Source organism: Candidatus Binatia bacterium (genome assembly GCA_036493895.1).
GTDB lineage: Bacteria > Desulfobacterota > Binatia > UBA1149 > CAITLU01 > DATNBU01.
The window spans coordinates 53,779-74,190 of the sequence record DASXOZ010000045.1; the positions used below are offsets into that span (position 1 = coordinate 53,779).

A 20,412-nucleotide genomic window follows, 5' to 3' on the forward strand; every position below is an offset into this window, starting at 1 on the left:
GTAATACGTGCCTGTCCCGGATTTCACGAAATTGTCACACGCACTGCATTTGATCCCGTCTCGCGCTTGGCCGAAACGGTAGACGGAGAGAGCACGGGGATGGACAAGAACGAGTTACTGGCTTCGAGCGATATTTTCGGCGGTATTTCCGGCCAGGCCAGGCAGCACGTGGCCAACCGGTTGTCGAAGCGCTGCTGCCAGGCCGGCGAAGTGGTCTATCGACGCGGCGAGCCCGCGCGAACGTTCTACGGGATCTGCGACGGCCTCGTCCGCTTCAGCGCAGCATCGCCGGGGAGCAAGGACGTCGTTCTCGGTGTTTTCGGTCCGGGCCAGTGGTTCGGCGAGATCGGCGTCTTCGACGGCGGACCTCGCGCCGTCGATGCGACTGCCGCCGAGACTGCGACCCTGTACGCGCTGGAGCAGCGCGACCTGCTCGAGCTCTGCCATGAAGAGCCGGGCCTGTTGCTGCGCTTCGTCGAGCGATTCTCGCGCAGCGTGCGCGTCGCCGAGGACAGCATCATCGATTCGAGCTTCCTGCGTCCCGAGGCTCGCCTGGCCAAACGGCTGCTGGCGTTCTGCGACAACGACGGCTGCATCGAGGCCACCGAGCGCGGCCCTTCGATACGCGTCGCCCTCGACGAGGTCGTGAGCATGGCCGGCATCACTCCCGAAAATGCCGGGCGCCAGCTGAAGAGCTGGGAGCGCGACGGTCTGGTCTCGTGCGATTACGGGCGCGTCGTGCTCGTCGACATTCCGCGCCTGCGGCTCGTCGTCTCGAACACCGCACGCGAGTAAAAAGTCCGCCGCTGCCGCGAACAGGAGCACTTCGAATGAGCGACCGCTCTGCGGACATTCTCGGCGACCTGGATGCCACCGGACAGGCCGAGTTGGTGCGCAGCGGCCGCGCAACGCCGTCGCAGCTCGTCGAAGCGGCGATCGCCAGGATCGAAGCGCTCAATCCTTCGCTCAACGCGGTGATCCACAAGCTCTACGACAAGGCGCGCGTCGAAGCCGCGTCGCCGTCTCTTGCAGACGGGCCCTTTCGCGGAGTTCCGTTTCTCGTCAAGGACGTCCTGTGCCACACGGCCGGCGATCCTTTCCACTGCGGCATGCGCGTGCTTCGCGACCTCGGCTGGCGCGAACAGCACGACAGCTATCTTGCGGCGCGCTTTCGCAAGGCCGGATTCGTGTTCGTCGGAAAGACCAATACGCCGGAGCTCGCGTTTGCGCCGACCACCGAGCCGCTGGCTTACGGCCCGTCGCGCAATCCATGGAATACCGACCTTTCGACGAGCGGCTCCAGCGGCGGCGCCGCGGCGGCAGTGGCATCCGGAATGGTCGCTGCTGCGCACGGCAACGACATGGGCGGATCGATCCGCACTCCGGCCAGCGTCTGCGGCCTCGTCGGACTGAAGCCGACGCGCGCGAGATCGACGCTCGGCCCCGGATTCGGCGAGTTCTGGTGGGCCACGACGCACGAGCACGCACTCACGCGCAGCGTGCGCGACAGCGCGGGCATCCTCGATGCGATCCGCGGCCCGGCGCCGGGCGATCCGTACACGGCGCCGGCGCCGGAACGCCCCTACGCGCAGGAAGTCGGCCGCGATCCCGGGCGCCTGCGCATCGGCATCCACACGATCCGGCCGGGAATCGGCACACCCGCTCATCCCGATTGCGTTCGCGCGGTCGAGGAGACCGCACGCGTGCTCGAGGGCCTCGGCCACATCGTCGAACAGAGCGCTCCGGATTTCCGCGTGAGCGAAGACAACGCGGTATTCACGATGTTCACGACGTCGATCGCGCGCGACATCGATCGCTGGTCGTCGCGCATCGGCCGCACGATCTCGCTGGAGGAGATCGAGCCGACCAATGCCCTGGCCGTGGAAATCGGAAGAAGCACGAGCGCGACGCAATACGTCGAAGCCACCGAAAACCTGCAACGCGATGCGCGAACGCTCGCGTCGTGGTGGGCCGGCGGTTTCGACATCCTGCTGACGCCGACTCTTGCCGAGCCGCCGTGGCCGATCGGTCCGCTCGGGCCCGGCGGCGCCGAGCCGATGGAAACCATCCGTCGCTGGACGGTCTACAGTCCGTTCTGCATGCCGTTCAACATGAGCGGCCAGCCTGCGGTCTCCTTGCCGCTGTCCTGGAACGACGACGGACTTCCGATCGGAGTCCAGGCGGTGGCCGCGTACGGCCGCGAAGACCTGCTCATCCGCCTAGGCTGCCAGCTCGAGCAGGCGTTGCCGTGGAAGCATCGCGTGCCGGGCGTGCACGCATAGAAAAGACGCTCGACCCCCCCCCAGCCGGGGAGGCGCACTGATCCCGCACCCCGCAGATTCGCCATTGACGCTGCACGACCGGGCTTCTATGTAGAATCCCTCGTGCAGTCCGCTGCTTGCGGACCGCACCGGCCCAGGGAGGAGACCGTCCAGATGAAACCGATTCCTGCCGGGAGACCATCCCGGCGCGCCGCATTCGTGTGCGCCGCGCTGCTGCCGCTCGTGGCGTCGAGCGCTTTTGCCGCCGCGTCGATTTTCCGCGAGCCGGCCTGGGGCCTTCCCCACATCTACGGCGACACCGACCTCGACCTTGCCTACGAGAACGGCCGCGAGATCTCCAAGGACCGCCTCGCCCAGCTCATCCTGCTCGCCCGCGCCGGCCGCGGCACGCTCGCGCAGGCGTTCGGCCTTCTCGACCCGAGCTTCGTCGACAGCGACATCGAGACGCGTCTTTCCGGCTACACGTCGAAGGAATACCAGGCGATGTTCGCGAAGCTGCCGCCTTCCGCGCAGGCTTACCTGCTGCGGTACTGCGACGGCGTCAACGACACGATCGAGGCGGCGCTCGCGTCGCCGACCGGCACGGCCGGAGACTTGAGGCCGATCGAAGTGACGGTGCTTTCCGGCCTTCCGGGAACCAACCTGAGCTCCGATCTTTTCGGCAACGCGACGAACCTGTCCGACCAGGTCGACCCATATTACAAAGCGCCGGGCGGCGCAGATCCGGCTCGCCCGAACGGCGGCTACCAGTTCACGCCGGAGATGGCGCTGGCGGTCGGCGTACTCGAGGTGCGCAACTTCGGGCTCAATACTTTCCAGGAAGAGAACCGCCTGTCCGAATTGCTCGCCCTGCAGAATGCGCACGGGCAGGCAACCGGCGAGCAGCTCTGGCACGACTACAACTTCCTCGTCGATCCGCTCGCGCCGTCGTCGGTGCCCGATCCGCAGTCTCCCGGCTACGGCGGCCCCCTTGCACAGGCGAACGATCCGAAGAGCGCAATGCTCGAGGCGCGCGCGCTTGCCGACGCCTCCACTCGCTGGAAGGGCCGCGACTGGGAAGCATCCGCCGAAGAGATCCACGCGCGTGCGGCCAGCCGCGAAGCGCTGCTGAAAAAGTGGAGCGCGTGGCCCAAGCTCGGCAGCTACGGCTGGATCATTTCCGCCGACCGCTCCCAGACGGGGCACCCGTGGCTCGGCGGCTTTCCGCAGACCGGAATCCAGACTCCGTCGCTGATGCACTACGTCGAGAACCGCAGCGGCGAAGGCATCTCCGGCAACGGCATGGAGTTCGTCGGCGCGCCGTACGTGCTGATCGGCCACACCGACTCGGTCTCGTACACGACGACCACCGCCCAGCTGCGCGTCATCGACAGCTTCTTCGAGCAGGTGATCGCCGAGAACGTCGACGCTGCACGCTACAACGACCAGGGCACGCCGGCTGCGATGAGCAAGCGCACCGAGAACATCATCCAGGGAGGCGTCCCGCCGACCAACGTGCCGAAGGTGTTCTGGCGCACCCACGAGCGCGGCGGCAACGGAGGATCGCGCGCGGTGCTCGATTTCGTCGGCGATGCCGAAGGCACCGCCGAGAGCGGATCGACGACGACACTCGTCGACAACCAGGCTTCCTTCGCACCGGCGCTGGTGGGCGGCTACGTGATGATCACCGACGGCGCAGGCGCAGGCCAGGTGCGCCTCGTCTCGGCGGCATCCGGTACGACGTTGTCGGTATCGAGCCCGTTTACCACGGCGCCCGGCGCCGGCTCGGTGTACGTTGCCGCCGGCAGCGGCAAGAACATCACCGCGGTCGCCTACGACAGCGGCGCGTGGATGGAGGAATCGACTACCGCCTACGCGTTCTCGCTGTTCCAGAAGGCGCACAACGTCATGGAGATGCGCGCCGCCGTGCGCCTGATCCCGAGCACGCACAACTTCTTCGCCGCCGACAACAAGACCTTCAACGGCGTCGGCACCGCCGCTTCCTACGGCAACATCGGCTACTGGTCATCCGGGTACTCGCGCATCCGCCAGGACGCTTCGGATCCGGAAATGCCGCTGGACGGAACCGGACCTAATCCGCTCGTCGTCGCCGAAGGCACGCTTTCGGCGGCAACGGCGACCACCGCAGCGGACAGCGTCGCATCGTTCGGCAGCTTCGCGCCCGATCCGGTCAACCACCGCTACGACAATCCGGGCAGCGTCGGGCACGAGTACGTGATCTCGATCGTCAGCGGCACCGGCGCCAAGCAGAGCCGGCGCATCGTCTCGAGCACGGCCAACGCGGTCACGGTGGAATACCCGTGGGGCGCGGTTCCGGCCGCGGGCGACCACTACGAGATCTACGAAATCGTCGGCATGCCCGAGGCCGTCAACCCGAGCCAGGGATACGTCGCGAACTGGAACAACAAGGCCGCGTGGTCCGACCTCGGCGACGATTTCGGCCGCGAGCACCGCGTGACGTTCATCCTCGAGCGCCTGGCGGCCGACGCGAACTGGACCCGCGACAAGCAGCGCCAGCTCAACAAGGACGTTGCCGGGACCGACAGCCGCGGCAAGCTCGGCCGCCAGCTCGTTCCGCGCATCCGCGAGGCGGTCGACGCCGCCGGCGACGGCGGCAATCCGGCAGTCGACACCGTCCTGGCTGCGCTCGAGGCCCACAACGGCGCCCCGCACTTCGGTCGCTACTTCGACGATCCGGTGACCGCGACGACGACGGCCGGAGAGCCGGTCTTCCTCGACACGCTGATCAACAACCTGGCCACGACGATCTACGGCGACGAGTACGCCGGCGCGCTGGCAGTGCCCACCGGAGAGCGCGCGCTGGCGCTGGTGATCCACGCGATCGACTCGGCCGATCACACTCCGGCCAACGCGTACCAGCAGCAGTACGGCGGCGACTACTTCAACGGCAGCGACTGGAAAGTCGTCGTGCGCGACGCGTTCTCGACGCTTGCCAGCGGCGGTATTCCCGCGCCGGCAGCGCGAGGCCAGTCGCACTACGATCATCCGCTCGCACCGCTCGACAGCGCGCTTTCGTTCACGCCGACGCCGTTCGGAAACCGCGGCACCTGGGAGCAGATCGTCGAGAGCGGACCCACCATCAAGGGTGAGTTCATGTTCCCGCTCGGCCAAAGCGGCACGATTCGCGGAAGCTTCTCGGCCATTCCGCCGTCGCTGACCGTCAAGTCGATCGATCCCAACGTCACCAGCCTGCAGCCGCTCTGGCGCGACTGGCGTTTCCTGCCGATGCTGCACGTCTCCCAGGACCTGGCTTCCGGCAGCGTCGATGCGGACGGGGACGGGGTCGCCGACGCGTTCGAGCGCTACTATTTCAACTCGACGGCTGCCGACGACAAGGCCAACAGCGACGGCGACGGCGCCACGCTGCTGCAGGAATACCTGCACGGCACCGATCCGACCGATGCCGACACGGACAACGACGGCCTGGAAGACGGGTTCGACGGCCTCGACCAGGACCGCCAGGGCAGCGGCTTCCAGTCGATGAAGGCCGAGTTCCGCCTGAACGGAACCCAGGACAGCTTCCTTCTCGTCGGCCGCTTCGGCACCGGGCCTTTCGTCTTCGACGAGTCGGTGGACACCGTCCTGGTCAGCGTCCGGACGATCAACGATGCGGCGCTCGTTTCGGCGACGCTGCCGCCGGGAAGCCTGACGGCCGACGGGCTCAAGTACTCGCTGAAGGATCCGGCCGGAGTAAATGGCGGCATCTCGCTGTTCGCGCTCAAGCTCGGCGACTCGCCCGAAAAACCGGCCTCGCTCAAGCTGAGGACGATCCACGAGGACCTGCCGGGTGTCGCAACGTCGGGAGTGCCGGTCTACCAGATCAGCGTCACGCTGCACCACGCAGCCGACAACAGCGATCGCAAGATCCTCGACGCGCGGCCGTGGACCGCTTCGCCGCGCATTACCCGCGCGCAGTCGACGCTGCCGACCGGCTCGGTGCCGGTCTATCACTGAGAAAACCGGGACAGGTACGTAGCTCGTTCCCTCCGTACCTGTCCCGCCTTCATGCGGTGAGCTTGCGGTAGCGGATGCGGTGGGGCGTGTCGGCGTCGGCGCCGAGGCGGCGGTGGCGGTCGGCTTCGTAATCCTGGTAGTTGCCCTCGAACCACACGGCACGCGAGTCGCCTTCGAACGCGAGCATGTGCGTCGCGATGCGGTCGAGGAACCAGCGGTCGTGGCTGATCACGACGGCGCAGCCGGCGAAATTCACCAGCGCTTCCTCGAGCGCTCGCAGGGTATCGACGTCGAGGTCATTTGTCGGCTCGTCCAGCAGCAACAGGTTGCTGCCTTTTTTCAACAGCTCCGCGAGATGCACGCGGTTCCGTTCACCGCCCGACAGCGAGCCGACCTTCCGCTGTTGTGCCGCGCCTTTGAAATTGAACCAGGACACGTAGGCGCGAGACGCGACTTTTCGCTTGCCCAGCTCGATCTCGTCGTGACCGCCTGAAATCTGGGCCCAGACGCTCTTGTCGGGATCAAGCGCATCGCGACTCTGATCGACGTAGCCGATCTGAACGGTTTCTCCAATCTTCAACGTACCGCTGTCGGGCTTTTCCTGGCCGGTGATCATTCGGAACAGCGTCGTCTTGCCGGCGCCGTTTGGCCCAATGATGCCGACGATACCGCCGCGCGGCAGCGTGAAGTCGAGACCGTCGATCAGCAGATTATCTCCGTAGCCCTTGCGCAGACCGCGCGCCGCGACGACGGTGTCGCCAAGACGGGGGCCGGGGGCGATAAAGATTTCAGCGGCTTCAATTTTTTGCGCCGTGTCTTCGCGTAACAGTTCTTCGTACGCGTTCAGGCGCGCTTTGCCTTTCGCCTGACGCGCGCGCGCCGACATCCGAATCCATTCAAGCTCGCGCTCCAGCGTTCGCTGACGGCGGGTTTCAGTTTTTTCCTCCTGGGCCAGGCGGTTCTGTTTCTGCTCGAGCCACGAGGAATAGTTGCCTTCCCAGGGAATGCCGCGGCCGCGATCCAGTTCGAGAATCCAGCCGGCAACGTTGTCGAGGAAGTAGCGATCGTGTGTCACCGCCACGACCGTGCCCGCATAGTCCTTCAGGAAGCGCTCGAGCCAGGCGACCGATTCCGCGTCGAGATGGTTGGTGGGCTCGTCGAGCAGCAACAGATCGGGCGACTGCAGCAGCAGTCGGCACAGCGCCACGCGGCGGCGTTCACCGCCCGACAGTTTCGATACCTCGGCGTCGGCAGGCGGCAGCCGAAGCGCGTCCATAGCCAGCTCGAGCCGCGAATCAAGGTCCCAGGCGTTCGACGCCTCGATCTTGTCTTGAATCTTCGACTGTTCGTCGAGGACCTTGTCCATCTCTTCGGGTGACAGATCCTCTCCGAGCTTGGCGTTGACCTCATCGTACCGCGCCAGCAGTGCCTTGATCGGCGCGACGCCTTCTTCGACGTTCCCGCGCACATCCTTCGCGGGATCGAGCCGTGGCTCCTGGTGAAGAAAGCCGACTGAAATGCCGGAGGCGGGAAAGGCTTCGCCGATGAAACTGGTGTCCTCGCCGGCCATGACCTTCAGCAACGAGCTTTTCCCGGCGCCGTTCAGACCGAGCACGCCGATCTTCGCGCCGAAATAAAAAGAGAGCCAGATGTCTTCGAGTACTTTGGTGTCGGGCGCGTGCACCTTCCCGAGACCCTTCATCGTGTAGATAAATTGGGGCATAGTGTCGTGAGATTGCAGACTGTAGATTTCGAATGTCAGATTAGAGGGAACTGCTAGGCGGCGACAACAACCACACCCGCGACCCTAGAGCGTACAATCTCCGTCCGGAACGTGCAACCCTGGCTGACGAAGGGCCAATCGGTTTGAAATCTGCGATCTGCAATCAGAAATCAGCAGTCTCATGATCCGAAGGATCATCCACGTCGATATGGACGCGTTCTACGCGTCGGTCGAACAGCGCGACAATCCGTCGCTTCGCGGCAAGCCGCTCGCCGTCGGCGGCCAGCCGAATCAACGCGGCGTGGTCGCCGCCGCCAGCTACGAAGCGCGCGCATTCGGCGTCCATTCCGCGATGTCGATGACGCACGCCGTACGTCTCTGTCCCTCGCTGACGATCGTCCGTCCCAACTTCGCCCGCTACAAAGCCGCCTCGCAAGCGGTCTTTAGCATCTTCCGCGAGGTCACGGCGCTGGTCGAGCCGCTCTCGCTCGACGAAGCGTATCTCGACGTGACCGAGAACGCCTGGCAGGAGCCGCTGGCGACGCCGGTTGCCCGAAGATTGAAGGAGCGAGTCCGCGCGGAGACCGGCCTGACGGCGTCTGCCGGTGTCGCGCCGAACAAGTTTCTGGCAAAAATCGCGTCGGGTTGGAAGAAGCCGGACGGGTTGACCGTCATCAGCCCGGAACGCGTCGAGCCGTTTCTCCAAAAGCTACCGGTCGATGCGCTGTGGGGCGTCGGTCCGGTCACGGCCAGGAAACTGCGGGCGCGTGGCATCGATCGCCTGGTCGACGTGCGAGCCGTCGACCCGGACATGCTTCGCGAGGCCGTCGGCGGCCTCTCCGACTGGCTGAGACAGTTGGCTCAGGGCGTGGACGAGCGGCCGGTTGTCCCCAACCGCGAAACAAAATCGTCAGGTTCGGAAAACACCTATCCGGAGGACCTGACCGATCTCAACCAGATTCGTGAAGAAATCACCGACATGGCCGGCCACGTCGTCAGCTGGCTGGCGCGCAAGGCGTTGCTGGCTCGCACGGTGACCATCAAAGTCCGCTATCACGACTTCACCACGGTGACGCGCAGTCACTCGACGTCGCCGTCGCGAGATGCCGCCGCCCTGATCGCCCGGGCCGTACAATTGCTCGACAAAACCGACGCGGGACGCCGGCCCGTTCGTCTGCTCGGGGTCAGCGTCCACAACTTCTGCGGCGACGGCGATGTGGCTGAACCTCCAGATCGATTGCCGTTTGAGAGCGACCAAGGCGTCACCGACAGTTAAGGGCCCCAAGGCCCTTCGTGCCATTTTGGTGACTCCCGGCTAGCGGGTCGTGACTTAGTGCGAGGTTGTTGATACCGTAGAGGCCTCGCGGCTGCTGATTCATATTTGCCTCCACGTCCTGTCCGTCCGAGACATGGAGAGTCAGGAACGAGATGCTCAAAGGAACTCGGAACGGAATACTGAAACGCATTCAGCCGGTGAGCATCCACGGACAAGTGTCGTGGGATGTGTTCTTTGCCGACCTCGAAGATCCCGACGGTCAGGTCCACAACGCGCGCATCGGCCCCGAGGCCGTTACCGGCAACATCGAGCCCGGCGATCGGATTCAGATTGAGTATCTGGTCGGCGTTCCGGTGAAAATCACACTGGTCAGCGCGGTGTGATGATCCGAACCGTGCGCAGGTCGATCCGCTCATTCGGCGTTTCCCCGGTTCGCGGTGCCGCTTCGATGGTCTCGACCGCAGTCATACCTTCCACCACTCGACCAAACGCGGTGTAAACGCCGTCGAGAGCGGTTGACGCTCCCGTACAAATGAAAAACGACGTCGAGGCACTGTCGGCCGCATCGCCCCGTGCCATCGAGACGATGCCTTTCACATGCTTCGTATCGTTGAACTCCGGCTGCAAATTGTGGACGACCTTCTGCTGTTTCTCGGTCAACGGTGCCGTTCGCGACGATAACGCGCCGGTCTGAATCACAAATCCCGGGGCCACACGATGAAACGCCATGCCGTTGTAGACACCGGCATCGGCCAAACGCAGAAATTGCCGGACCGTTTCGCGCGCCTTGGTCGGAAAGAACTCGATCGTAATCGGACCGGCACTCGTATCGAGCACGGCCCGATACTTCGCCAACTCCTCGGCTGATTCGGTGATGAACCGATCCGCCGGCGTATCGCGAATCAGCACATGCGTGATTTCGGCGCGGTCCACCACGAGACCTGCCGCATCGACCGGCATCTCTGAAATCTTCAGCAGCGCTTCCATGCCGTCCGACACGTGGCCGAACACGGTGTATTGCCCGTCGAGTGCCGGCTGGTCAGCGAGCACGACAAAAAACTGCGCACCGGCGCTATCGGGCTTTCCGGGAATCGTCACGGCGGCCACCGATCCGCGCGTCATCTTCGCCGCATGGGCCTCGGCCTTGACCGCGTTGAGGCCGCCGGTGCCGTACTGGCTGCGCTTTGCCGGATCCTTCGATATCGGATCGCCGCCTTGAACCATGCCGTACTTGATCGCGCGGTGGAAAACGGTGCCATCGTATCCACCCTGCTGCGCGACCTGAATGAAATACGCGACCTGATTCGGCGCGGCATCAGCCGCCAGATCGACGATCACGGTTCCGGCCGCCGTCTCGATCACGGCCTGCTGCGGCGAGGTCTGAGCCGCCAGCGTCGAGCTGAAACCCGACACGACGAGTGCAAGCTCTGACATGAGCCACAGGAATCTCAGAGTCCTCCGGGTCATCGCCCTTCCTTTGCGGATCGCAGCATGTTCTGCGTGCTCAGCGGCCAACGTCAATCCGTTCTTCGAGGCCATGCTCAACGTCCTTCGATGATGCGGGCCGCGTGGTAGATGTAATGAAGGCTCGAGATCAGCGTGATCGCAAGCGACGCATACACGAGCGCGTCCACCATCAGCGAGTGATATCCAAGGTAGTTGTAGAACATCGCCACGACGGCCGTCATCATGTATGTGGCCGTCGCCACCTTGCCGAAAAACGAGGGACGAAAGGTCCTCGGGCCGATCGCCAGGTTGACGATGGCCACGGTGCTCACGATGACGACATCACGACTGATGATCAGCACAGTCAGCCAAATTGGCAAGGGGTTCGCGAGACCGAGCCAGGGCACGGTCAGCACGATAAACGTGCTCAACGCAAGCAGCTTGTCGGCCATCGGATCGAGCCATGCGCCCAGATTGCTTTTCTGATCCGACCATCGCGCCGTCAGTCCGTCCAGCGCGTCGGTCAGGCACGCGGTCGCGAACACAATCAGCGCCCACCCGAAATGGCCATAGATGACCAGAATCACGAAGGCGGGAATCAGCATGATACGCAGCAGCGTCAGCTGATTCGCGACGGTCAGCACGTTCATCGTCGGCTGGCGCCAACACCTGACGAGACGCTGGCCATCGCGCGGAGGTGTTCGATCGCCTCGACGGCTTCGCTGCCGGTGACCACGCGGGTTGGCTCAAATGACCCGTCTGGCGCCGCCGTCATGACACCGGCCGCGACGGCAGTCGACGCCGCTGGATACGCCAGATGACCGGCCGAGATGTCGGTGAATCGTCCGCGGGCGTTGGCCCAGGTTCGGGCCTGTGCCGGCGATACGACCGCGACTTTCGCGAGCAGCCGCGTCATCGCCTGCGCGAAGTCGACGCGACGAACCACCGTGCGCGGCTGAAAGGTGTGGTTGACGAACGGATCGAGCACGCCGGCCCGCGTCACCGCCAGAATCCAGCTCTCGGCCCAGTGGCCGCGAATGTCGGTCATCACGCCGGCATCGCGGGCGCGGGTGACCTGCAGGAGCGGAGCCAACCGGACGCCGATGAGCGCTGCCAAGTCGCCACGTGTGATCTGCGGAGCCGATTCGATCGCCCGGTACTCGGCGGGCAGACGGGCAACCTCGGCGCGCGTGGTCATCGCATTTCGCTTGGCCTCGATCCGCTCGTTCGGTTCGATCGCCAACGCGTCGTTGTACGCCTTCAGCGCCGCGTCGAAATCGTTGCGCGCATCGAGAATTTGGGCGATTTCGGCCAGTGACGCCGCGTCACTGACGTCGAGGGACGCAGCCTTCCGGAAGTCGGCCAAGGCCGCGTCGGCGTCGCTATGGTCGCGCTCGACGGCACCGCGTTCCCGGTACAGAAATCCGGTTTCCGGCGAATGATCAATCGCCACGCGGTAGGCACGCAGCGCGTCGTCGGCCTTGCCCGATTGTGCGGCCTGCCGGGCCGCGTTCACGTCGCGCTCGACCGCGCGGAATCGGAGCACCTCGATCCGACGCGTGAGGTCGGTCAACGACGGGTCGGCCGTGAACGCCGCCTGCAACGCCTCGATCGCTTCGCCTTCGCGATTCAGCGCGACGAGCGCGTCGCCTCTTCCAGCCAGCGCCGGTGCGTAATTGCCGCGCCGGCTGAGCGCGCGATCGAACCGCGCCAGCGCGCTCTTCGGATCCTTTTGCGCGAGCTGCACGTATCCGCCGGTCGTTTCCGCCGGATAAAACCCGGCCGACAGCTTCAATGCGACGGCCACCTCACGATCGGCGTTGCGCAAATCGCCCGCTTGAAGAAATTGCCAGGCGCGATCCTCGTTGCTCGCCGCCGGGAGAGCGGCGAGGTCGGCGGGAACCACAGGCCGGACGAAATCTGGAAAGTGCGGCGTGGTGACTGCCGGCAACGCGACCATCGTCGTCTTCTCGGCGCAGGCCATCGTGACGACAAGCATTCCGATCGCTACGAGGCCAGGCGCTCTCCGCATCGCGGAAAAATTTTACCTCTTTGACAGGTCGAGCCGAGCGAGAAGGCGACGAGGCACGTCGGCGACGATCGACACTTGGCCGTCGCGCGTTTCGTGGACGAGCACCCGGGCGTGGCGATACAACCGGGCGATGCGCTCGGTGTCGGCGGGATCCGCTGGGTCGAACATCACGGTGATCCGACGAACGTCGAGCGCCAATCGCGACGCCATCGTTTCGACCAGCTCATCGACGCGCGCACCGGTGAGCGCCGAAATGCACACGGCGGCCGGATCCCGTTGCTGGAGGCGTGTCCGCTCGTCGGCCGTCAGCTGGTCCGTTTTGTTGTAAACCTCGACGAGCGGCACTCCCGTCGCACCAACCTCTTCGAGCACGCCTTGGACCGCCGCCATGCGGCGCTCGCGATCTGCCGCCGCCGCGTCGATCACGTGCAACACCAGGTCGGCTTCCGACACCTCTTCGAGCGTGGCGCGAAAGGCCGCGACCAGCGCGTGCGGCAGCCGGTCGATGAAGCCGACGGTATCTGAGATGAGGAGCTCGCCGCGACCCGGAAGCCGCACCTGACGGACCAGCGGATCGAGTGTGACAAACAGCGCGTCCGACGCCTCCGCGCTGGCGTCGGTCAAGAGATTGAACAGCGTCGTCTTGCCCGCGTTCGTGTACCCAACCAGGGCGACGGTGGGCACGGCGGCCTTGTGACGGCGCTCGCGCAATTGCGCGCGGCGTTTTCGCACATGCTCGATGTCTTCGGACACCACGTGGATTCGCGTCCTGATCCGTCGCCGATCGGTTTCGAGTTTCGTTTCGCCAGGGCCCCTCGTGCCGATCCCGCCGCCCAATCGCGACAGCGCCGCAGCTGAGCCGACCAGCCGCGGCAGGAGGTAGCGCAGCTGCGCGAGCTCGACTTGCAGCTTCCCTTCCCGTGTTCGCGCGCGGCGCGCAAAGATATCCAGAATCAATTGCGTACGGTCGATGACTTTTCGACCGACGATCGCTTCGATCTCTCGCAGTTGCGCCGGCGTCAGCTCGGCATCGAAGACGACCACATCAACCGCGGTTTCGGCACACGTCGCGGCGAGCCCTTCGATCTTTCCCGCGCCGAGATATGTCGACGGATCTGGTTTCGGCCGTTCTTGCAGCACGCGCAGGACGACGTGCGCACCGGCCGCTTCTGCGAGCCCGGCGAGCTCTTCGAGCGAGCGCTCGGCTTCGAGACGCCGCGCCCGCCCGGAAACGAGGCCGACGAGCGCCGCCTTCTCAGTCGGGGCTACTCGCGCTGCGCGCATGCCCTCACGTCTTCCCACGCCACCGCGCCCGCGCGAATCAAACGCACATCCACATGCGTCACGTCGACAATCGTTGACGCGGGTCCGCCCGGCGTTGTGCCGGAATCGAGCAGCACGTCCACGCCGTTCGAGAGGCGATCCGCCACGTCATCCGGGTCATCGGTGGCAGGCTGCCCGCTGAGGTTCGCGCTAGTAGCCGTGATCGGCCGGTCGAAGGTGGCTGATAGTGCCCGCGCCACTGCATGCGAGGGTACACGGATGCCGATCGTTGAGCCGCCGGCGGTCACCTCGGGCGCCAGCGCGCGGGGCGCGTGCATGACGAGCGTCAGCGGCCCGGGCCAGAATCGTTCGGCAAGGCGGGTTGCGGTGGCGTCCATCTCACCGATCCATTGCCGCACTTGGCGAATATCGGCGGCGATCAATGGCAGCGCCCGATCGGTATCGCGGCCCTTGAGAGTAAAAATGCGCGCCACAGCGGCAGGATTCCACGGATCTACCGCCAGCCCGTAGAGCGTGTCGGTAGGAATGGCCACCACGCCGCCCTTTCTCAGCGTCGCCGCAGCGTGCGCAATCGCCGTTGGATCCGGCCGAACCGGATCCACCACGACTCGTGTCATTCCTAGAAAATGATTCTGACGTTTTTCGAGGGCGAGACGTGGATGCTGTCGATGAACCGGATCTGATGCGGATCGTTTTGCATGATCACCGAGCTGGTCCGGACGCCGTCGCCGAAGAATCGAACGCCCTTCATCAAGGTGCCGTCGGTCACGCCGGTTGCGGCGAAGATCACACGTGCGCCAGGCGCGAGATCGTCCGACCGATACACCTTGCTGAAGTTGGTGATGCCCATCGCGCGGCAGCGCTGTTCATGTTCGGGCTTCGTGACGACCAGTCGGGCAAAGATTTCGCCATTCAGGCAGCGCATGGCGGCTGCGGTGAGAACACCCTCCGGCGCCCCGCCTGTTCCCATGACCGCGTGGACACCGGAGCCAACGACCGCCGCGGCGATTCCAGCCGACAGGTCGCCGTCGCCAATCAGCCGGATGCGCGCGCCGGTTGCCCGAATTTCGTTAATCAGCTGTTCGTGCCGGGGCCGGTCGAGAACAATGACGACGAGGTCGTCGACTTTGCGGCCGAGGCAACGGGCGATGGCGTTGAGATTGTCGGCGACAGGCGCGTCAAGACTCACGTCGCCTTTTGAGCTCGGACCGACGACAAGCTTTTCCATGTAGAGATCGGGGGCGTGCAAAAGTCCGCCCTTGCTCGAAGCTGCCAGCACCGCGATGGCATTGGAGGCGCCGGTCGCGCACAGATTGGTGCCCTCCAACGGATCCACTGCGATGTCGACCTGTGGAAACCCGGCGGCCGCCGAACCGCGCAACGCATGTGCCAGGCCCACTTTTTCGCCGATGTAGAGCATCGGTGCTTCATCACGCTCGCCTTCGCCGATGACAATCGTGCCGTCGATCGGTACCGAGTCCATCACCTTTCGCATCGCCTCGACCGCAACCTGATCGGACTTATGACGGTCGCCCTGGCCCATGGTGTGGGCGCAGGCAATAGCGGCCTGTTCGACGACTCGCAGGAATTCGAGAGAAAGATCTGCATCCATGTCGATTCGACTCCTACGATCGATGCGCGGGAAGGTCGCACCGCGTCGGACGATCGGTGCGATAGCCGAGAAGGTAGTCGGCTTGCATGATTTTGTGAATTTCGCGCGTGCCCTCGTAAATCACCGCGCCCTTGCAGTTGCGATAGAAGCGTCCGACCGGGTACTCGTCGGAATATCCATTGGCGCCATGGATCTGGACGGCGTCACCGGCCGCGCGTTCCGATGCGACGGTGGCAAACCACTTGGCGAGCCCCGTCTCACGCGTGTTCCGGCGACCCTGGTTTTTCAAACATCCGGAACGCAGCCACAACAGTCGAGCCGCTTGGTAATCCGATTCCATCTGCGCGATCATTTCTTTCACGAGCTGATGCTGGCCGATTTCAACGCCGAACGTGTAGCGCTCTTTCGCGTATTTCACGCTCGCGTCGCGGCAGGCGCGGATAAGCCCCGTGGCGCCGGCGGCGACCGTGAACCGCCCCTGATCGAGCCCGAACATCGCGATCTTGAATCCCTCGCCGAGCCGGCCGACGAGATTTTCTTCGGGCACCTCGACTTCGTCCATCTTGAACCAGCCGGTGTTGCCGGCAAGGATGCCCCACTTTTCCTTCATCGGGCCGGACGAAAATCCTTTGAATGTGCGCTCGACCATGAAAGCGCTCAGTCCTCCCGGATCCCGTAACTTCTTCTTCTCGAGATCGGTCCAGGCGAACACCAGAAAGTGGTCCGCGACGTCGGCGAGCGAAATCCACGATTTTTCGCCGCTGAGCACGTAGCGGGCGCCTTTCTTTATCGCTGTTGTCTGAATGGCGCGGACGTCGCTCCCGGCACCAGGCTCGGTCAGCCCATATCCAGAGATCTTGCGTCCCTGCGCCTGTGGCACGAGATAACGCTGCTTTTGTTCCTCGGTTCCCCACGACAGCAGGGTGAGGCAGTTCAGCCCGGCGTGCACAGACATAATCACGCGCAACGACGTGTCGACGTACTCGAGTTCCTCGCTTGCGATACCCAGACAGACGTAATCCATTCCGGCGCCACCGTACTGTTGCGGCACGGAAATTCCGAGCAGTCCAAGCTTGGCCATGCCGCCGAGCACGCGATCGCGGTCGAAGCGGTGATGACGGTCGTCGTCCTTGATATGCGGCGCGATCTCACGCGCGGCCCACTCACGAACCGACTGCTCGAGCAACTGCTGTTCGTCTGTCAGATCGAAGCTGATCATATGAGCCCGGAATCGTATCACGCGCTCCGGCGAAGCTGCACCACCGCGCCGCGGCCAAGGCCGAGCGTGGCGGCGGCGCTTCCGCCGCTGATGGCGATCTCCAGCCGGTCGGTGCTGCCCACGAGCGCGCACAATTCGCCGGCCGAGACGTCGGCGTAGGTCGAGACGATCCGAGGGATCACGTGTGCTCCGACCCGTACGCTCACCGTTCCCGAGATCCGCCTAAGCATCCGGTCGTCCACATTCGTAATCAGATTCCCAAAGCGGTCCACGCGCAGCACTTCGCCGTCCACGCCGTCGTCTTGGACACGGGGCCTCGGCACATCGAGATGGACCAAAGACGCAGCCGGCCGACCCAGCGCGCTCAGTTGAATCTCGTTGGCCAGCCATGCCGCCGCCGGCGCGAATCGATCGCGGCCTTCGAAGGTCTTGCTGATCGTCGGCCTCGCATAGCGCGGATCGGTCAGCTCCACCGCACTCGGCGGCGGCGTTTCGTCGAGCGCGACCGAGAGGACCCCGTTGTCTGGCGCCACAAATCGATGGTCGCCGGCCTCGACGGCAATGGCTCGCCGTCTCGAACCAACACCAGGATCGACGACGACGAGAAAGATTGTTCCGGATGGAAAATACCGGTACGCGGCGGCCAGCGCCAACGCGGCGCCGAGCACGTCCTGCGGCGCAACGTCGTGTGAAATGTCCACCAGTGTCGCCTGCGGACAGATACCGAGGATCACGCCCTTCATCGTGCCGACGTAGTGGTCGTGGAGACCGAAATCGGTGAGCAGCGCGATCAGCGGCCGCGCCATGACGGGCTAGCGCGTCTCGTAACTCGGCTTGCGGAACAAGATCTCGCGAATATTGTTTTTCATCAAAAAGGAATCCGAGACCCGCAGGCCGGTGAAGAGCCGGATGATATCGCGGTTCAGTAGCACTGCCTGGCGGCCGCGTACGGCCGGGTAGGTCCGGTACTTCAAGTTGGTTTCATCCGCGATCACGAACTTCGTATAGGTCGTTTCGCGCGGCAGGATGTTCCCGAAAAAGGCGAGCAACGCGCCCTCGGATCTGAGGACGCGCGTGAGCTGATCGGCGAGCGCCTGCGCGGAGGGACGGTCGAGATAGTCGATGAGATCCCAACAGATGATGCCGTCGATGGTCCCGTCTGCCTGCGGAAACCGCCGCGACAGAAACGCGGGAAATTCTTCCATCTTGCCGGTTCGGGCGTGGCGCTCGAGCTCGGCGTAGATGTCCTCGATGAAAATCTTGCAGCCGATTTGCTCGCCGAAGAAGCTCACGTTGCTGCCAACGACCGGTCCCAGATCAATCAGTTTGGGCGACTCGCGACCGGTCAGCGCCGACAGCAGTTTCCTGAGAGCTTTGGTGGCGAAGAGCGGTTCGTCGACAGGGACGTCAACCGGCGGACGAATCTCCGGTTCCGGTCGACGCGGCGCGAGGCGATCGAGAAGGCCCACTTACGTGTGAGTAGTCGAAGTTAAGAATGATGAATTGAGCATCAAGAACAAGAGGAACTAAGAATCAAGAACCGCACGCGATTCTCAATTCTTAATTCCCAATTCTCACCTATACGCGCCAGCTCCGCTACGCTCCGACGCGCGCTGCCTGCGGCGCCGGGGCCGCGGCTGGCGTGGCGGCGGCCGTCGGCTTTGCCGCGGCCTGAGCCGGCGGTGCGGCCTTGCGCTGCATGTCCACGCTGCCGCGGAAATGCGCGCCTTCCGCAATCGCAACTCTCGGCGAGACGATGTCGCCATCGACCGACCCGTTGTCGCGAATATCGACTTTCTCGCTTGCGGTGACGTTGCCGGTGACTTCGCCAAGAACGATCACCGACTTCGCGAACACTTGCGCCTTGATGCGCCCGTTCGCACCGATCGTCAGGATGTGATCGCGGAGCTGAATCGTGCCTTCGACCTGACCCTCGATGGTGAGATCTTCGCTGCCGTTAAGCTCGCCCTTGATGACGACGGATTTTCCGATATTCACGTTGTCCCTCTCCCTGTTCTGGCTCGCTTCCGCGCGAGGAGCAGGTGCTCCCGCCGGCGCGGGTGCCTGAGGCGCCTGCGGCGCCGCCGGTTGTCCGCTCGCCGGGCGGACCGCTTCATCCCGTTTCCACATGTAAACCTCCGCCTGTCCTGTGACTGGGGGCGTTAGGGTGTCTGCCTGCTGAGCTTCGCTCGTGAGGCGGAGCCAGTATAGGACCCGTCGGAACGCTTGTCTAGTCCTTTTCTTACCTATAGTTAGCGGGAATGCTACAATGAACGATTCACCGTGCGTGTCTACTTCGACTACAACGCCACGACCCCCCTCGCGCCGGAAGTAATCGAGGCGACAACGGCTGCCTCACGTGATCTTTTCGGCAATGCGTCGAGCGTTCATCACTTCGGTCAGCAGGCCAAGGCGGCGATCGACGACGCCAGGTCGGCAATCGCGACCCTCATCAATGGCGATCCCTCCGAAATCGTCTTCACCAGCGGCGGCACCGAATCAGACAATTTCGCGATTCGCGGCGCGGCCGAGGCCTTCGAAGCCGCAGGGCGACGCCATCTGATCGCGACGGCGATCGAACACGAAGCGGTCTTGAACACTTTGAAAGCGCTGGCGCGTCGTGGTTCAAGAACCACGCTCGTGCCGGTCGACCACTCGGGCATCGTGTCGCCAGATCGCATACGGGAGGCGATCTCGCGAGAGACGGCGGTCGTCTCCGTGATGCACGCGAACAACGAAATCGGCACGATCCAACCGATTGCACCGATCGCCGCGATTGCCCACGAGCACGGTGCGCTGATGCACACCGACGCGGTACAGTCGATTGCGAAGATCCCGGTCGACGTCCGGGCGCTCGGCGTGGACCTGTTGTCGCTGTCGGCGCACAAGTTCAGCGGTCCCAAGGGCGTCGGCGTGTTGTGGATCAAGCGCGGCACGAGGATGCTGCCGATTCTCACCGGCGGCAAACACGAGAGAAACCGGCGCGCCGGGACCGAGAACGTGCCGGCGATCGTTGGCCTCGGTGTCGCGGCCCGTCTCGCCGCTAATAAGCTGGAGGCCGAGGCACGGCGCCTGGCCACGCTCCGGGATCACCTGGAGCAAGGCATTCTGGCGCGGGTTTCAGGCACCGTCGTCAACGGCGATCCGCACGCCAGGGTGCCCAACACAACCAATATCAGCTTCGAGCGAGTCGAAGCCGAGAGCTTGTTGATTGCGCTTGACCTCGATGGGATTGCGGTCTCAACCGGTTCCGCCTGCTCCTCGGGTACGCTGGAACCCTCGCACGTGCTGCGCGCGATGGGACTCTCCACGCATCGTACGCAGAATTCGCTTCGCTTCAGCCTCGGGCAGTTCTCGACCGAAGCCGAAGTCGAGCGAGTCGTGGACGCGCTGCCGCGACTGGTTGAGAAACTGCGCAGCCTCACAAAGAGTTCGGTCGGGCCCAGAGCCTAACGCCGCGTACCTATGCGTATCGTCGTTGCCATGTCGGGGGGAGTGGATTCATCCGTCGCTGCGGCCTTGCTCGCCGAGCAGGGTCACGATGTGATTGGTATATCCATGCA

Annotated in this window: 18 protein-coding genes; 7 read left to right on the forward strand and 11 right to left on the reverse strand. The window is 64.3% G+C overall.

The genetic code is table 11. The features are described from left to right. The first annotated feature begins 99 nt into the window (after positions 1-99). The 3 genes from VGK20_11185 to VGK20_11195 all read left to right on the forward strand — a co-directional run bounded on the left by VGK20_11185 (position 100) and on the right by VGK20_11195 (position 6,257). Positions 100-795 carry a Crp/Fnr family transcriptional regulator gene (locus VGK20_11185; GenBank protein HEY2774598.1) on the forward strand — a complete coding sequence of 232 codons (696 nt, stop codon included), beginning with the start codon at positions 100-102 and terminating at the stop codon, positions 793-795. A 35-nt stretch (positions 796-830) separates the two neighbouring features. Next, positions 831-2,282 (forward strand): amidase, encoded by a 1,452-nt coding sequence (locus tag VGK20_11190; GenBank protein ID HEY2774599.1) that lies wholly within the window; start codon positions 831-833, stop codon positions 2,280-2,282. Positions 2,283-2,435: 153 nt separating this feature from the next. Further along, on the forward strand, positions 2,436-6,257 hold the full coding sequence (locus tag VGK20_11195) for a penicillin acylase family protein (protein ID HEY2774600.1): 3,822 nt from the start codon (positions 2,436-2,438) through the stop codon (positions 6,255-6,257). A 49-nt stretch (positions 6,258-6,306) separates the two neighbouring features. Here the strand turns inward: VGK20_11195 and ettA are convergent, their stop codons facing one another. Continuing rightward, positions 6,307-7,980, reverse strand: coding sequence for an energy-dependent translational throttle protein EttA (gene ettA, locus VGK20_11200; GenBank protein ID HEY2774601.1), 1,674 nt, complete (start codon positions 7,978-7,980; stop codon positions 6,307-6,309). A 181-nt stretch (positions 7,981-8,161) separates the two neighbouring features. Between ettA and dinB the strand changes: the two genes are divergently transcribed. Next, positions 8,162-9,256 (forward strand): DNA polymerase IV, encoded by a 1,095-nt coding sequence (gene dinB, locus VGK20_11205; protein ID HEY2774602.1) that lies wholly within the window; start codon positions 8,162-8,164, stop codon positions 9,254-9,256. Between the two features lie 152 nt (positions 9,257-9,408). After that, positions 9,409-9,639: a hypothetical protein gene (locus VGK20_11210; protein ID HEY2774603.1), complete on the forward strand. Its 231-nt coding sequence runs from the start codon at positions 9,409-9,411 to the stop codon at positions 9,637-9,639. Here VGK20_11210 and VGK20_11215 read toward each other — a convergent pair. The 10 genes from VGK20_11215 to VGK20_11260 all read right to left on the reverse strand — a co-directional run bounded on the left by VGK20_11215 (position 9,626) and on the right by VGK20_11260 (position 18,847). Next, positions 9,626-10,795, reverse strand: coding sequence for a peptidylprolyl isomerase (locus VGK20_11215; GenBank protein ID HEY2774604.1), 1,170 nt, complete (start codon positions 10,793-10,795; stop codon positions 9,626-9,628). The two genes, VGK20_11210 and VGK20_11215, sit on opposite strands and share 14 nt — an antisense overlap. 2 nt (positions 10,796-10,797) lie before the next feature. Next, a complete protein-coding gene (locus VGK20_11220) occupies positions 10,798-11,352 on the reverse strand; it encodes a CDP-alcohol phosphatidyltransferase family protein (GenBank protein HEY2774605.1) in 555 nt (184 codons plus the stop codon). Next, complete coding sequence (locus tag VGK20_11225; GenBank protein HEY2774606.1) at positions 11,349-12,701, reverse strand: S-layer homology domain-containing protein; 1,353 nt, start codon at positions 12,699-12,701, stop codon at positions 11,349-11,351. Before VGK20_11225 ends, VGK20_11220 begins: the two co-directional genes overlap by 4 nt. 45 nt (positions 12,702-12,746) lie before the next feature. After that, positions 12,747-14,018, reverse strand: coding sequence for a GTPase HflX (gene hflX, locus VGK20_11230; protein HEY2774607.1), 1,272 nt, complete (start codon positions 14,016-14,018; stop codon positions 12,747-12,749). Continuing rightward, complete coding sequence (locus VGK20_11235; GenBank protein ID HEY2774608.1) at positions 14,000-14,623, reverse strand: L-threonylcarbamoyladenylate synthase; 624 nt, start codon at positions 14,621-14,623, stop codon at positions 14,000-14,002. Before VGK20_11235 ends, hflX begins: the two co-directional genes overlap by 19 nt. A 14-nt stretch (positions 14,624-14,637) precedes the next feature. Beyond that, a complete protein-coding gene (gene glpX / locus VGK20_11240; GenBank protein HEY2774609.1) occupies positions 14,638-15,630 on the reverse strand; it encodes a class II fructose-bisphosphatase in 993 nt (330 codons plus the stop codon). A gap of 13 nt (positions 15,631-15,643) precedes the next feature. Next, positions 15,644-16,849: an acyl-CoA dehydrogenase family protein gene (locus VGK20_11245; protein HEY2774610.1), complete on the reverse strand. Its 1,206-nt coding sequence runs from the start codon at positions 16,847-16,849 to the stop codon at positions 15,644-15,646. Between the two features lie 17 nt (positions 16,850-16,866). After that, positions 16,867-17,655 (reverse strand): SAM-dependent chlorinase/fluorinase, encoded by a 789-nt coding sequence (locus VGK20_11250; GenBank protein HEY2774611.1) that lies wholly within the window; start codon positions 17,653-17,655, stop codon positions 16,867-16,869. Between the two features lie 6 nt (positions 17,656-17,661). After that, entirely contained in the window at positions 17,662-18,318 is a 657-nt protein-coding gene (locus tag VGK20_11255) for a class I SAM-dependent methyltransferase (protein HEY2774612.1), read from the reverse strand. Positions 18,319-18,445: 127 nt separating this feature from the next. Continuing rightward, positions 18,446-18,847, reverse strand: a complete 402-nt coding sequence (locus VGK20_11260) for a polymer-forming cytoskeletal protein (GenBank protein ID HEY2774613.1) — start codon at positions 18,845-18,847, stop codon at positions 18,446-18,448. 285 nt (positions 18,848-19,132) lie between these two features. Here VGK20_11260 and VGK20_11265 point away from each other — a divergent pair, with 285 nt between their 5' ends. Both VGK20_11265 and VGK20_11270 read left to right on the forward strand, forming a co-directional pair. Continuing rightward, positions 19,133-20,302, forward strand: a complete 1,170-nt coding sequence (locus tag VGK20_11265; protein ID HEY2774614.1) for a cysteine desulfurase family protein — start codon at positions 19,133-19,135, stop codon at positions 20,300-20,302. A gap of 12 nt (positions 20,303-20,314) precedes the next feature. Further along, a partial coding sequence (locus tag VGK20_11270) for a hypothetical protein (protein HEY2774615.1) occupies positions 20,315-20,412 on the forward strand: 98 nt, incomplete at its 3' end.